Source organism: Candidatus Flexicrinis affinis (assembly GCA_016716525.1).
In the GTDB taxonomy this organism is placed as follows: Bacteria; Chloroflexota; Anaerolineae; order Aggregatilineales; family Phototrophicaceae; genus Flexicrinis; species Flexicrinis affinis.
This window is the reverse complement of the sequence record JADJWE010000001.1, coordinates 1,086,576-1,100,248: the sequence shown is the minus strand read 5'-3', so window position 1 is coordinate 1,100,248 and position 13,673 is coordinate 1,086,576. Positions and strand designations below refer to the sequence as shown.

Genomic DNA, 13,673 nt, shown 5'->3' with positions numbered 1-13,673 from the left:
GTTGTGAAACGAAAGATACTGTCCAGCCACTGAACGCTGGTGGCCTAGAGTTCTCTTTGATAGATGCGGTACGTCCGGTAGGTGGGCATACCCAGCCCGCGCAGCGTGCCTGCCATGTCCTGATTGGTCTCGAGAATCCATCCGCAGTCCGCCGCTTGTATCCCCGTATTTCGCAGCGCCTTCATCAGATGATAGACCAGCACGAGATCGACACCCTTGTTACGGTGCTCGGGCACGACCCCGAGAAGTGGAACTCGGACACGGGTGATCTTGGGCCGGATTTTCCAGTGCCAGAGCGCCCCGATCAGTGAAATCGGTTCGGGAATGCCGGGGCGGGGCCGAACATGCTTTAGCACCTGATTGAAGTCACCGACGGACATGATCAGGCCGACAGGTTTCCCTTCGATGAACGCGAAGTACGTCCAGTCCGGGTTGAAGACGAGACCGAGGCTTTCGACCATGGCATCAAGCTCGCGCGGAGTCAGCGGTACGAAGCCCCAGTTGCTGTCCCACGCGTCGTTGTAAAGCTGCTTGATAATCTCGAAGTCCGCACGGCGCTGGCGCGGGTCGGAGGGGCGAACTGTGATATTGCCCTTCTTCATACGCCACTCGACGATTTTGCCGAGACGCTCCTCGGTGCCCTCATCTGCCACCATGTCCCAATCGTAGTAGAAGCTGTTCATGTCCATCGACTTGACGAAGCCGAAGCTCTCGATCAGCCGTTGATAGTACGGATGGTGGTAGCTCATCAGCAGGAGCGGTTGTTCAAAGCCATCGATGAGCAGTCCAACTTCTTCGTGGGTGGTGAATGTCTGCGGGCCGATGATTGACGGAAACCCTTTGGCCTTCACCCAATCGCATGCCGTTTGCAGCAGGGCGTGGGCGACAGATTCGTCATCGATCGCTTCGAAGGCTCCGAAGAAGCCGACGTTCGTCCCCCAATGTTCGTTGTGTCGCCGGTTGATGAACGCCGCGATCGTGCCGACGGGCTCATCGCCCCGCCACGCAATGAAGTAGTCGCCTTCCATGTACTCCCACGCGGCGTTTTTCTCCTTCGACACCACGTCGCGGCGCATTGAAAGCAGCGGCGGCACCCAGTTCGGGTCAGCGCGGTAGATCCGCCACGGGAATTCGAGAAAGACCTTGTGATCCGCCTTGGTCTCGACCTTGCGGATCTGTACAGAATCAGACATGACTTGCCCTCGGTTGCGTAAACACCCGATTCTATCCCTACGTGACATCGCCTGCCACGATGATTCCCTCGCACCGACCGCGGCGCGCCCTTATAATGACGGCGCGTTGTGCGTGGAAGGAATCGAGGTTGAGCAAGGCGAGCAAGCGCTGCCCGATCTGCGAATCGGTAAACTCTGGCAAGGCCACGAGCTGCTACAACTGTGGTGCTTCGCTCGAAGCTGTCGACGTGGAAGTCGGCCAGCAGCCCTCCCCTACCAATCGCTCGACGGAGTACGACTTTCGCTACGGCGAAACCGACCTCATCGAAGACAGTTTGCGCAGCAAGGCACGCGCATACATGACCGGAATCGCCCTACTACTGCTGATTGTGGTCGTTGGTGCGTCTGTGATCGTCGCCGCACCGCTGCTCCAGCCCGAGCCTACTTCGCCAGCGGTTGTCGAATCGAACGAGTCCCCGACGGCGCGCCCCACGGTCGTCTTGGCGACTGTAACCGAAGGCGTTCCGACAGCAAGCCCAACGGTCTCGCCGAGCCCGAGCCCGACGATCACTTTGACCCCGACACCGGAGCCATGCATCCAGAACGTCCAGTCGGGGGATGGGATGATCGCGATCGTGTCACGCTGCGGGCACCGCAGCCTTGACGTGATCCCACTCGTTGTGACGCTCAATAACCTGAACGACGAGAACGATTTGCGCCCGGGTCAACAGATTATTGTGCCGTACCCAACCCCGACCGACGATCCGGCCGCAATCCCCGAAGCACAGAGCGGTGCACAAACGACCTCGATCGAGTTATCTTCTGCCGACCCGAGCGCGCTGTCGGAGGAAGAGATCCGACAGACACAGGAGTTTGACCCGTTCTTCCGTCCAACGCCGACCAACCCGCCGGGCGTGCAGAACTATCAGGTGCGGGCAGGCGATACCATCGTCTCGATCATCGCGCAGTTCGAGACCGAGATCAACGCGCTCGACTTGCTCAACCCGCAGCTGACGTTCTCGCAGTGCGAAATGGGTCAAACGTTTGGCGGGCCGACCTGTTCGGTCGCGCTTCGCGAGGGCGAGATTATCCGCGTGCCCGCCCCGACACCAACGCCGACTCTGTCGCCCACGCCATCAGGGAGTGAAACCCCGACACCGACCGCCACCGCCACCTTCAACGCTCCGAGCCTAATCAGCCCGGATGCGCGCGCGTATTTTCGCCGTGACGAGGTCGTAACGCTGCGGTGGGCGGCAACCGGCGCGCTCGCGCCGGGCGAAGTGTACTTGGTCGAGGTGCAGTCCCTTACGCAGGGCCTGCTGTACCTCGCCGAGACGACCGATCTATTCTTGGTCGTCCCGCTCGAGTGGCAGGGACCCCAAGCGCGTCAATTTGAATATGCGTGGTCGGTCTCGATCGCCGAGCACGGCGACCCGGACTCGGCACGCAGCGCAACCGCCATCCGCGCGTTTACGTGGGAAGGGCGCGGAGAGGAATAGGCTATGCGATTTCTACGTGTTCAGTCCCAACTGATTGTGATCGGTATATCGCTCGTGCTCGTGCTAGCAGCGTGCAATTTCACGCCGCAGCAGCCAACGCCCACGGTAGAGTCGATCAGCACGCCGACCGCGTCGCCGACGTCCGACGGACCAACGGCTACAGCGTCCATCTCACCCACTAGCCCGCCGACAGTCGGTCCCATACGGCTGGCTTCGGCAACTCCATCGGCCACGCCGCTCCCATCAACCCCGACCGATACGGCCACGCCGACGCCGGGGCCATACACATACGTCGTCCAATCGGGCGACACGCTGTTTGGAGTCATCGAGCGCTTCGGCTACACCGATGGCCGCGTGATTCCCGATGTGCTCGCGCTCAACCCCAACATCCCGAGTGCCGACAATCTACCGGTAGGGCAGGAGATCCTCATCCCGCGGCGCACGCCAACGCCCACCCCGCCTGGATATGAAGCCACCGTCAGCATGATGGGAACGCGGGGCGTGCAGGTACAGCAGCCCATCTCGCCCAACACCGAGATCTCGTGTCATCGGGTTGAAGAAGGCCAGACCATTCTGGAAATCGCTTCCCTGTACAACACTCAGCTCGAGGTGCTGGCGAACCTCAACCCCGAGATTATCTTCCGCGGGTGCGACTTCAATAATCGCAGCGGTGGGCCGGACTGCGTTGTTCGCATCAACATCGGGCAATGCGTCAACGTGCCGCTGCCGACCGCGACCCCGACGCTGTCGCCCACGCCGTCGGGCAACGAGACGCCGACCCCGACGCCAACCTACAACGCGCCGATCACCGTGTATCCGCCAAACGGATCGATCGTCTCCGGCCCGATCACGCTCGAGTGGGTCAGTGTCGGTGTCTTGGCAGACGACGAGTACTACTATATCGAGTTTACCGATCGAACTGCGGGCCTGCAGTACACGCAGGTGACCCGCAATACCTCGCTCAGGTTGCCGCCTGAACTGATCCCCCCCGATGGCGTCCAGCACGATGTCGACTGGCGCGTGGTGGTGGTACGCGGCAGTGGCGAGAGCTACAGCGTCATCGGCGGCGTGATGCCGTCGCGTTCATTCCGCTGGCAACGACGATAGGAGCCGATGTGTCCGTCGAAATACCCGAAGCCGCCAGAGACTTGCTGGAGCGCCCGATTGTGGTGACGTTGGTCACGCTGATGCCAGACTATCAACCGCAGGCCAACCCGGTCTGGTTCAGTTGGGACGGTGAGTACATCTGGATCAACACCGCGCGTGGCAGGGCAAAAGACAAGAACATGACAGCGCGTCCTAAAGTGACGGTCCTGTTCGTCGATCCCGACGATCCATACCGCTACCTTGAGGTGCGCGGCGAAGTCGCGGAAGTGACCGAAGAAGGCGGACTCGAACACATCAACTACCTCTCCGACCGTTACTTCGGACGGCCCGACTTCTTCGGCTCGGATCACAAGCGGCGCGCGACCGAAGTGCGCGTCATCTACAAGATCCGGCCCGTGAAGGTCATTTACGACGGGTAGGCGGCGCATCGTGACGTGGCTGTATGCGATCTTGGGCCGGCTGCTGTCGTCCCGGCCGCCCACGGAGCGTGCCGCCCCGAGCCGCATCGTGATCGTGCTGCCGTGCTGCATCGGCGATGTCGTCAATGGGACGGCTGTGCTGGTCGCGCTGCGCCGTGCTTACCCCGATGCACACATCGGGTGGGCCGTCGGGTCGTGGTCGCGCGCCGTCCTTGAACAGCAGTCCATGCTCGATGCATTGATCGACATCGGCCCATGGGCTGTGCCCGGCGCCACCCCGAGCGCCCTGCTGAAGTTCGTGCGGGCGCTGCGGCGCGGGCGCTACGATCTCGCCGTTTCGCTGGTGCGCTCCCCGCGCGCCAGCCTCTCGCTGTGGTTGACCGGCATCCCGGTCCGCGCCGGGCTCGACAGCGACGGCCGGGGCTTCGGCTACAACGTTCGGGCGCGTATCGACCCGACCGAAGAGCGAATCGAAGCAGACATCTATCTCGATGCCATTCGGGCCCTTGGGCTGCCTGTCGGCGATGCTACGACGCATATCGACATCCCGGCTTCCGCGTTGGAGCGCGCACGCACCGAGTTCACCGCGTCCGGCCTATCAGGTCGGTACGTTGTAGTCAACGCGTCTGGCGGGAACAATCCCGGCATGTCGATGGCATCGAAACGCTACCCCCCAGAACGGATAGCGCGGGTTATCGAGGGGCTGCGCGCTGCCGGTCTCGAAGTGATGCTGGTTGCCGGCCCGGGTGACTCTGACGCGGCTTACGCAGTGCAATCCCATCTCGATGCGGCGGTACCGCAATCGGTGGGTAAGCTTACTCAGCTCGAACTCTTGGCTTTCGCCTCACTGGGCGTCGGATACATCGGATTCGACACCGGCCTAACCCACGCTGCCGCGGCCGCGAACGTTCCGACCGTCATGATCATGGGACCGACCTCTCCGGCGCGGTACGGCCCGCATAACCCCGCCGGCATCGCCGTATGGCGCCCGGTTCAGGTAGCGGCTTCCGGCGTGGGTGGGCGTGAACATGTCGCGTTCGACTGGGCGCGCGACGGCGTTGACCCCGACGCTGTGCTCGCTGCTGTGCTCAAGCACTTCGGTCTGAACGTTGGCTAGACGGCAGCCTTTTCAACCGCGCCGAACAACTCGCGCACGATCTCGTCCGGCGTAACACCTTCCGACAATCCCTCGAAATTGAGCAGCACGCGGTGGCGCAGCGCCGGCACGGCAACGGCTTTGACATCCTCGTAGGCGACGTTGAACCGGCCTTCCAACAATGCGTTGAGTTTCGCGCCGATGATTAGCGCCTGCGCGCCGCGCGGACTGGCGCCGTAGCGCACGTAGCGCCGGACAAGCTCGGGCGCGTCAGGATGATCTGGATGAGACGCGACGATAATCTGGGCTACGAAACGGTTGATGTGGCTGGCAATCGGGGTATCCAGCCCAAGCATGCCCATCTTGACGATGGCTTTGCCGTCTGCTGCCCGCTGAACCTGCGGGTGGCTGCTAGTCGTTGTGCGCTCCAAAATACCGATGAGCTGATCGACAGTCGGGTATTTCACGTCGATCTTGAACAGGAATCGGTCGAGCTGCGCCTCCGGAAGCGGATAGGTCCCTTCCATTTCGAGCGGATTCTGGGTGGCCATGACGAAGAAGGGAGACTCAAGGCGGTAAACCCGCCCTGCCACGGTCACCGTCTGCTCCTGCATGACTTCCAGCAGTGCGGATTGAGTCTTGGGCGATGCGCGGTTGATCTCATCGGCCAGCAGCAAGTTGGCGAACACCGGCCCCTCGCGGAAGCGGAAGATTTTGCGTCCCGCCTCGTCGTCCTCGACGATTTCGGTGCCGACGATGTCGGCCGGCATTAGGTCCGGTGTGAACTGGATGCGCGAGAATTTGAGGTCGAGAACGTCGGCAAGGGTCCGGATAAGCTGGGTCTTGCCCAAACCCGGTACGCCTTCAAGCAGGGCATGGCGCCCAGCAAGCACGCAGATCAGGACGCTGCGAATCACGTCCTCTTGGCCCACGATCACACGCCGAACTTCCGACTCTATTCCGCGTGCGGTCTGGCTGAATTCCTCGATCGTCATTGGGGCCTGCGCCATGATGCTGTCCTTGCTACAACGTCTAATCGCGACACGGCCCAATGATACCCCGCATTTGTGGGGACATATATTGGATTCCGGTGAGCCTCAGCCGCGATTCTCTTGTACGCTAGTGGCGTGGCACAGACCATCACCCACTTTTAGGGTCACGATGGTTGTTGACAGGCCACGACAGGTCGTGCTACTGTGTGTCATGTCGTACAAGTGATGTTCACGCGATAACGTGCGACATGGAAGGAGGGTCAATCGTAATGATTACATGCAACGCCATTGGCAAACTGGAATTCGCCTTCGGAGCGCAGGTCATCGGCCACTCCGCGGACAACCTCTGCTAACCAGCCCCTTGTAACCCCGGCTGTGCAGAGCCCTCGTCTGCCGGCCGTCCCCAGCACTCCTCACAACACGAGACACGCCAGCGCCAAACGAATCGGACAGTTTTGAACGATCTTGCGGCGCCATACGTATCAGTAGTTGAACGGCCGATCCACACCGGCCCGATCGAGTCGAGGAGGCTCACCATGACACGCTACGACTACGAACTTCTGCGCGAGCGGGAAGAACGCATGCGACACCGTGCAGAGCAGTATCGACTTGCCCGTGCCGCTGAAGGCAACCGCACGCCGGACCTTCGCCGCGATCTCGGCAGCGCATTACTCCGCCTCGGTGCTTGGCTCGAAGCCGAGCCGCAGCAGAACGAGCGCGGCGCAGAGGAGTATCGGCAACTGGCATCGTAATGACCGCCAAGTGACTGCAACCCGCATGCAGAAGCATGCGTACAAGAGATATCACACGAGCAACAGAACACACACAAACAGGGAGCCCGACCATGTACGACACACTGAACCTCAACATAACGCTCGCGAAACAACGCCAAGAGCAGCTGCTCAAGGCCGCGCGGTCCAGTCGAGACGGCCAGTTGACCGATAGCCGCCGGAGTCCAGTCCTGATGGCGCTCGGCCGCGGCCTCACCAGTCTCGGCAAGCGGCTCGCCCCGCACGAAACGGGCGAGACCAAGTCCTACGAACTTCAGACGAATCAGGCCTAGATCCCCAGAGGGCCTGATGCCCACCTCCCCAGTACGCAGCAGGAGCAAGGTGACCTTGCTCCTGCTGCGATTCTAGGCAAATCCATCGGGTACAATGCGGCGTGACAAAGAGATGTTCGGAGTCTCAAGAAACATGCGATTCGTTCTCGTATTCGACTTTGGCGGCGTGATCGTCCAGACACAGACTCACGCGCCGCGTCACGCATGGGATCGCTCATTGGGCCGAAGGTTGGGAACCGTGGAGTCGATCGTTCACGGAAGCGAATCGTGGCGGCAAGCACAGCTCGGGCGCATTACGCATCAGGAGCATTGGGACTTCGTCGCCCGTCAGCTCAAGCTCGATCGCGATCAGCTTGCGCGACTGGAAGCCGACTACTTCAGCGCAGACACGATTGCCGACGATGTCGTCGGGTTAATCGAGCGGCAGCGCGCGCTTGGCCGGCGTGTTGCGCTTCTGAGCAACGACAGCGCAGCTCTGCGGGACAAACTGGACCGCCTTGACCTTGCCCGCCTGTTCGATCCCATTGTGATCTCGGCCGAGATCGGCCACATGAAGCCGGACCCAGACGCGTATCGCTACATGATTGACATGCTGGACGTCGTGCCGGCGCGCACAGTATTCATTGACGACATGCCGGTCAACGTGGACGGCGCACGGGCAATCAGCATGAACGCCGTGCTGTACATGCCCGGGCTGCGTTTAGAGGACGCCCTCGCCCAGTACCTCGCCGCTGACCCTTAACTAGTGCCAAAACAGCTTAGGCGGTATAGTAGGCGCAGTGACGATTTCCGCCGTGGGGGGTCATGATGGGCCGCAAGACGCTGCTCGGCTTGTCTCTTGTTTGTACGCTGTTCATTTTTGTCACACCGGTGTATGCCCAGCTCACGGTCGATCCGCAGGCGATCTTGCGGGCGCTTGCACCGCGGCCCGGTGTCGACTTGCTGCTTGACTTATTGCTGTACGGCATCTTCGGCATCGCTTTCATCACGATGCTGCTTGTGCCCGACAAACAGCTTGTCCCATCGCTCATCATGGTCGGCGTGATCCTGTCCGCCCTTATTGGCAAACTTGGCATCACCGCCAACTGCAACCTCGAAACACTCGCGCTGAACGTATCGATGTTCGCCTTCCCGCTGCTCGTGGCCGGTATGGTGCGCGCTCGGGGTGGGAAGACTCCGCCTGCGATGTGGCCCGCGATCGTAACGGGCATCGTCGGTGGCATCTACTTCTTCCTGTTCTGGGCGCTAAAGCAGCAGACCTGCCCGAACCTGTGCATTGGCTGCTTGAGCACCCCCGAGGGAGGCGGCGCGCGATTCTAGTCGCACCCGGAGCGTTCAAACACAGCATGTCCGCCGTCGCCGCGGCGGACGCGATCGCGCGTGGACTGCGTGCTTCGCCCCTCGACGACGCGGTAGACCTGCTTCCGATTGCCGATGGCGGCAACGGCACGGTTGATGCGTTTCTCGTCCACGGCGGCAGACGCGAGACCCGCCGCGTGACCGGCCCGCTTGGAGCGCCGGTCGATGCGGATTTCGCCCTGCTGCCGGACGGCCGCACAGCCGTGATCGAAATGGCGCTCGCCTCAGGCTTGGAGCTGGTGGATCAGCTTGACGCAGGACGCGCTTCGACCCATGGCACCGGTGAACTCATCCGCGCTGCGCTCGATGCGGGCGTGAGCAGACTGATCGTCGGCGTGGGCGGCAGCGCAACAACCGACGGCGGCGCAGGCTGCTTGATGGCGCTGGGCTTGAGTGTCGCTCAGGCCGATGGGGCGGAGATTGGTTCAGGCGGAATCTCGCTGCATAACGCGGCCCAAATCGACACGACCGGGCTTGACCCGCGCTTGCCCAACGTCGAGGTGATCGTGGCGACCGATGTCGACAACCCTGCGACGGGGCCTGAGGGTGCCGCTGTGGTGTTTGGCCCGCAAAAAGGCGCAGACGCGCAGCTTGTCGAATCGCTCGACGCAGCCCTATCGCGTTGGTTCTCGCTTGCCACGTCGGTGACCGGACGTGATGTCACACACGAGCCGGGGGCAGGCGCCGCCGGCGCGCTCGCGGGCGGACTACTCGCGTTCGCCAATGCCAAACTGGTGTCTGGCGTCGATCTGCTGCTTGACTATGCGCAATTCGACCAGCGTGTACAGAGTCACCGCCTTGTCATCACGGGCGAGGGCCGCCTCGATGATCAAAGCTTGCGCGGCAAAGGGCCGATTGGCGTTGCGCGGCGCGCGCAGGGGTTCGGTGTGCCGACGCTCGCGTTCGCCGGATCGGTGACCGCGAATCCAGCCGCCCTCCGTGACGCAGGCATCGCCGCCGCCTTTCCCATTGTCGACCGCATCATTACGCTGTCCGAGGCGCTCAACCACGGCCCTACCCTACTCGAAACCGCCGCTTTCCGGGTGGGATGTACAATCGCGCTGGCACGCGCCATCTCATAACCATCGCTTTACGCTGAATTTTCCCGTTGTGACGTATGCTCACAGCGTGTCTAGGAGTATCGCTATGCCGACATGGTCGCCTTACGCGTCAGGCCGTGCCGAGCACACCGTTAGCGGTACGGTGCTCGTTTGCCCTGACGTTTACAGTTCGCAGCTTGACAACGCGCGCGACATCTTCGTCTATCTTCCCCCGTCCTACGCATCGTCGTCTCGCCGCTATCCGGTGATCTACATGCAGGACGGGCAGAACGTATTCGACGCTGTCAGCAGCTTTGCCGGTGAGTGGCACGTCGACGAAACGTTCGAGGAATTGCATGACGAGGGACTGGAAGCCGCCGTCGTTGCCATCCCGAACATCGGAGACGCCCGCATTACCGAATACAACCCGTATACGTCGACGCGATTCGGCGCGGCACGCGGCGATGACTATGTCCGTTTCATCTGCAACACGCTGAAGCCGATGATCGACGCCGAGTTTCGTACGCTGCCGGGGTCCGATTCGACCGCGATAGCGGGGTCGTCAATGGGCGGACTGATATCGCTGTACGCGTGGCTGGCGTATCCGCAGGTGTTCGGCCTTGGAGCCGCCATGAGCCCCGCGCTGTGGATCGCGCGCGGGGCGGCCTTGGAACATGCCGGACGTGCGCCGCTGAACGTGGGGAGACTGTATCTCGATATCGGCGGAAAAGAGCTGCCGCGTCGCTTCAGCAAGTACGTCAATGGCATGAATGATGCCGTTCAAGGGGTCTACGATCGGCTGCGCGGGCGCGGCATCCCCGAATCACGGCTCATGCTCGTACGCGACAAACACGGCGAACACAACGAAGAAAGTTGGGCACGCCGGTTTCCGGATGCGATACGCTTCCTGCTTGGTGGTGGCGTCACCCCGCAATCCACGGCAGAAGGTCGAGATCGAGCGCCGTGATGCGTTCCATCATCGCGTCGACCGAATCCGGGCCGTGGTTCTCGAGCGGGGGCCGCACGTCCCAGCTTGCACCGCCGTAACGCAGGCGCAGCAGCGCCTTGTACGCCGCTGGCCCGGGCGGATACGACTCCATTACATCGCGCAATTCGTTCAACGTGGACTGCAGATCGCCGGCCGATTCACTGCCGCTGCGCCACGCGTCGTAGACGCGCACGCACGCAGCGCCGGCCGAGTTCGCGCCAGCGGTGATGCACCCGGCAGCGCCCAGCATCAGCCCTTCCAGCAGCACGCGTTCCGAACCGACAAATACCGGAAGCCCCGGCACGGTTTCGAGCAGAGCGCTCGTATAGGCCATGTCGCCGCCGCTGTCCTTCACGCCGCTGATGCGATCACCGAAACGATCATAGAGACGCTGCGCTAGAGGTACGGTGATCGGCACGCCTGACACAGGCGGAATGTGGTACAGCATCACGGACCGGTCGGCCGGTACCGACTGCTCGATCACGGCGACGTAGTAGTTGAACAATCCATCGACCGACGCACGTCGAAAATAAAACGGCGGCACGATCACGACGGCGTCGGCCCCGTTGTCGAAGGCATCTCGGTTCGCGGCAATCGTATCAGTCAGACTGCTGCATCCGGTTCCCGCCAGCACTTTCATCCCGTTCGCCGCAGACACCGCCGTCTTGACGAGCTGCGGGCGCTCCGAGAGGCCGATGGACGGTCCCTCCCCTGTTGTCCCAGTAACGAGCACACCGTGGCAGCCTTCCATCGCCAATGTCTGCAAATGCATGGCAAACGCTTCGTGGTCGATGATCAGGCCGCGCATCGGCGTCACCGCCGCGCAGATTACACCGCTGAACTGCTGCGCCATGTCCGAGTTCCCGTTCGTGCTACAATGCGTGCCTCATCCGAATTGTACCGCGCGGCAAAGACGCAAAACCGTTGATGACCCAACGACATTATCTGACCGACTCATTCGTCACTCGATTCGAGGCATCAATCGTTGAAGCTCTTGCGTATGAAGGCCGCCCCGCCGTTATCCTCGATGCCACCTTCTTCTATCCGACTGGCGGTGGACAGCCGAACGATACCGGGACGATCAATGGCGTTCCGGTATTGGATGTATTCACGCGCCCGCACGACATGGCCGTCATCCACGTGCTGGACAGCGCCCTGCAAGCGGGCGCAGCCCATGCTGAGATCGACTGGACGCGGCGCTTCGACCACATGCAGCAGCATACCGGTCAGCACGTCCTGACACAGGCGTTCGTGACGATGGCGGACGCCGCGACCGTCGGCTTCCACCTCAGCCCCGATACCGTGACGATCGACCTCGACAGCACCGTGAGCGCCGAACACATTTCGGCGGCGGAGCGCCTTGCCAACGAAGTCGTGTTCGGCGGGCTTCCGGTGATCGCGCGTGAAATCCCGCGCAGTGAGCTTGAAGGAGTACGGATTCGTCGCATCCCAGATCACGTGACTGGCGACACGCTGCGCGTGATCAGCATCGGCGATTTCGATCACACGGCCTGCGGCGGGACACACGTTGCCAACTCCGGTCAGGTCGGGCTAATCAAGGTCATCCGCGCAGATCGCAAGGCGGGCAAAACGCGCATCGAGTTCCGCTGCGGACAGCGAGCGCTCGAGGATTACGGTCAGCGCCTTGACATTACGCAGGCGCTGGCAGGTCAGTTGAGCACCGGCCTACCGGAGTTGATCGACAGCGTGACGCGCCTTCAAGACGACCTCAAAATCCAGCAGCGCCAGCGCAACGCGTTTGCCAGCGAACTGCTGAAGTACAAAGCCGCAACGTTGCTGTCGTCCGCCGAAATCCGCAGCGAACACCGCGTCGTCGCATTCGCCAATGAATCCTATAGCGCTGCCGACCTGCGTCAGCTCGCCAAGCTGCTGACCGAACAGCCCGGAGTCGTCGCAATCCTCGGCGTTCCCGGCGAAAGGTCAAACGTGCTGGTGTCGGTATCTGATGGTTGTCCGGTCGATGCTCGCACCGTACTTGACACGGCGCTCGGTGTGTTGGGCGGACGCGGCGGCGGATCGCCCGCGATGGCTCAGGGCGGCGGCGTGCCCGCGGACATTGGTGAGCTGCGGCGTGCGCTGCGGGCCGCGGTCGACTCGATCACAAGCTAGACAACGCCCGTCGCTTCAGTACGTACCAGCACCGACCGTCACGCCGCACGAAATTCTCGATGACGAAGCCGCGCTCGAACGCGTCGGTAAGCTGCGTTCGCAGAGCCGCCTGCCAGCGTTCGGCAAGGCCGCGATTCTCCCTGCCGAGCGTCGAGAACGAGGCCGGAATCTCGACACAGGCCGACGGCTGTGAACTGGTCATCCGTGTGACAATCCCGTCGCCTTCGGCGCGCACGAGCATGGTATCCGGAAGCGTATCGACGACCGGAAGCCTCCCCTGCTCCGCTTGCCCGACGCGTTCCGACGCGAGCTCCCAGCGCGCCTCGAAACGATCGGTCGGCAGGCCCGGATTCAGCGCGTCGTCATACGTCCCGTACATGTTGACCAGATACTTGTTGATCGAAACACCGAGCACGCGCAGGTTGAAGTTCGCGTTCCCGGCCTGCATCGGGTCGAACGTCCAGCGAATCTCGCGGTATCCGTGCTCAAGCGCCCACTTCCGCTGCGCCCACTTGATCCCCGCGCCGATCCCCTGCCCCCGGTAATTGGGCAGCACGCCGGCGACATGCGACCAAAGCACCCACTGACCATCGGTAAACGCCGGGAATGCCCACGACATGCCGATCATCGCGCCCCGGTCGTAGGCACACAGCACGAGGCCGCCCTTGAGCGCCGACACACGCATGACGTTGGTGGGCGACGCGAACTGCACATCCCATCCCCAAATCACCGCCTCGAGGTGTGACGCTTGCTCGAGGTCGGCGTTTTCAGTCAAGATTCGATAGACGATTTGGTCGTTCATACCCGT

At 62.1% G+C, this 13,673-nt stretch carries 15 protein-coding genes; 11 read left to right on the top strand and 4 right to left on the bottom strand.

Annotation, left to right across the window (positions count from 1 at the left end; translation table 11 throughout):
• Positions 1-44: 44 nt before the first annotated feature.
• Positions 45-1,193 carry a hypothetical protein gene (locus IPM16_04660; GenBank protein MBK9122401.1) on the bottom strand — a complete coding sequence of 383 codons (1,149 nt, stop codon included), beginning with the start codon at positions 1,191-1,193 and terminating at the stop codon, positions 45-47.
• A gap of 128 nt (positions 1,194-1,321) precedes the next feature.
• Here IPM16_04660 and IPM16_04655 point away from each other — a divergent pair, with 128 nt between their 5' ends.
• From IPM16_04655 to IPM16_04640, 4 genes are read left to right on the top strand one after another with little or no spacing between them, the layout of a single operon-like run.
• Complete coding sequence (locus IPM16_04655) at positions 1,322-2,671, top strand: hypothetical protein (protein ID MBK9122400.1); 1,350 nt, start codon at positions 1,322-1,324, stop codon at positions 2,669-2,671.
• A gap of 3 nt (positions 2,672-2,674) precedes the next feature.
• Positions 2,675-3,778, top strand: coding sequence for a LysM peptidoglycan-binding domain-containing protein (locus IPM16_04650; GenBank protein MBK9122399.1), 1,104 nt, complete (start codon positions 2,675-2,677; stop codon positions 3,776-3,778).
• 20 nt (positions 3,779-3,798) lie between these two features.
• Positions 3,799-4,197, top strand: a complete 399-nt coding sequence (locus IPM16_04645) for a PPOX class F420-dependent oxidoreductase (GenBank protein ID MBK9122398.1) — start codon at positions 3,799-3,801, stop codon at positions 4,195-4,197.
• A 10-nt stretch (positions 4,198-4,207) separates the two neighbouring features.
• On the top strand, positions 4,208-5,314 hold the full coding sequence (locus IPM16_04640; protein MBK9122397.1) for a glycosyltransferase family 9 protein: 1,107 nt from the start codon (positions 4,208-4,210) through the stop codon (positions 5,312-5,314).
• Here IPM16_04640 and IPM16_04635 read toward each other — a convergent pair.
• Positions 5,311-6,288, bottom strand: coding sequence for a MoxR family ATPase (locus IPM16_04635; GenBank protein ID MBK9122396.1), 978 nt, complete (start codon positions 6,286-6,288; stop codon positions 5,311-5,313). The genes IPM16_04640 and IPM16_04635 overlap by 4 nt on opposite strands.
• Before the next feature lie 533 nt (positions 6,289-6,821).
• Here IPM16_04635 and IPM16_04630 point away from each other — a divergent pair.
• The 6 genes from IPM16_04630 (at position 6,822) to IPM16_04605 (ending at position 10,714) form a co-directional block, all read left to right on the top strand.
• On the top strand, positions 6,822-7,037 hold the full coding sequence (locus IPM16_04630; GenBank protein MBK9122395.1) for a hypothetical protein: 216 nt from the start codon (positions 6,822-6,824) through the stop codon (positions 7,035-7,037).
• Positions 7,038-7,129: 92 nt separating this feature from the next.
• Positions 7,130-7,348 (top strand): hypothetical protein, encoded by a 219-nt coding sequence (locus IPM16_04625; GenBank protein ID MBK9122394.1) that lies wholly within the window; start codon positions 7,130-7,132, stop codon positions 7,346-7,348.
• Between the two features lie 133 nt (positions 7,349-7,481).
• Positions 7,482-8,090, top strand: coding sequence for an HAD family phosphatase (locus IPM16_04620; protein ID MBK9122393.1), 609 nt, complete (start codon positions 7,482-7,484; stop codon positions 8,088-8,090).
• 62 nt (positions 8,091-8,152) lie between these two features.
• On the top strand, positions 8,153-8,668 hold the full coding sequence (locus IPM16_04615) for a hypothetical protein (protein ID MBK9122392.1): 516 nt from the start codon (positions 8,153-8,155) through the stop codon (positions 8,666-8,668).
• Positions 8,669-8,694: 26 nt separating this feature from the next.
• Entirely contained in the window at positions 8,695-9,789 is a 1,095-nt protein-coding gene (locus IPM16_04610; protein MBK9122391.1) for a glycerate kinase, read from the top strand.
• 64 nt (positions 9,790-9,853) lie between these two features.
• Complete coding sequence (locus IPM16_04605) at positions 9,854-10,714, top strand: alpha/beta hydrolase (protein MBK9122390.1); 861 nt, start codon at positions 9,854-9,856, stop codon at positions 10,712-10,714.
• Here the strand turns inward: IPM16_04605 and IPM16_04600 are convergent.
• On the bottom strand, positions 10,671-11,588 hold the full coding sequence (locus IPM16_04600) for a dihydrodipicolinate synthase family protein (protein ID MBK9122389.1): 918 nt from the start codon (positions 11,586-11,588) through the stop codon (positions 10,671-10,673). The two genes, IPM16_04605 and IPM16_04600, sit on opposite strands and share 44 nt — an antisense overlap.
• A gap of 74 nt (positions 11,589-11,662) precedes the next feature.
• On the opposite strand from IPM16_04600, the gene IPM16_04595 reads away from it, so the two are divergent.
• Positions 11,663-12,865: a hypothetical protein gene (locus IPM16_04595; GenBank protein MBK9122388.1), complete on the top strand. Its 1,203-nt coding sequence runs from the start codon at positions 11,663-11,665 to the stop codon at positions 12,863-12,865.
• On the opposite strand, the gene IPM16_04590 is transcribed toward IPM16_04595, so the two are convergent.
• On the bottom strand, positions 12,855-13,667 hold the full coding sequence (locus IPM16_04590) for a GNAT family N-acetyltransferase (protein MBK9122387.1): 813 nt from the start codon (positions 13,665-13,667) through the stop codon (positions 12,855-12,857). The genes IPM16_04595 and IPM16_04590 overlap by 11 nt on opposite strands.
• Positions 13,668-13,673 lie beyond the last annotated feature (6 nt).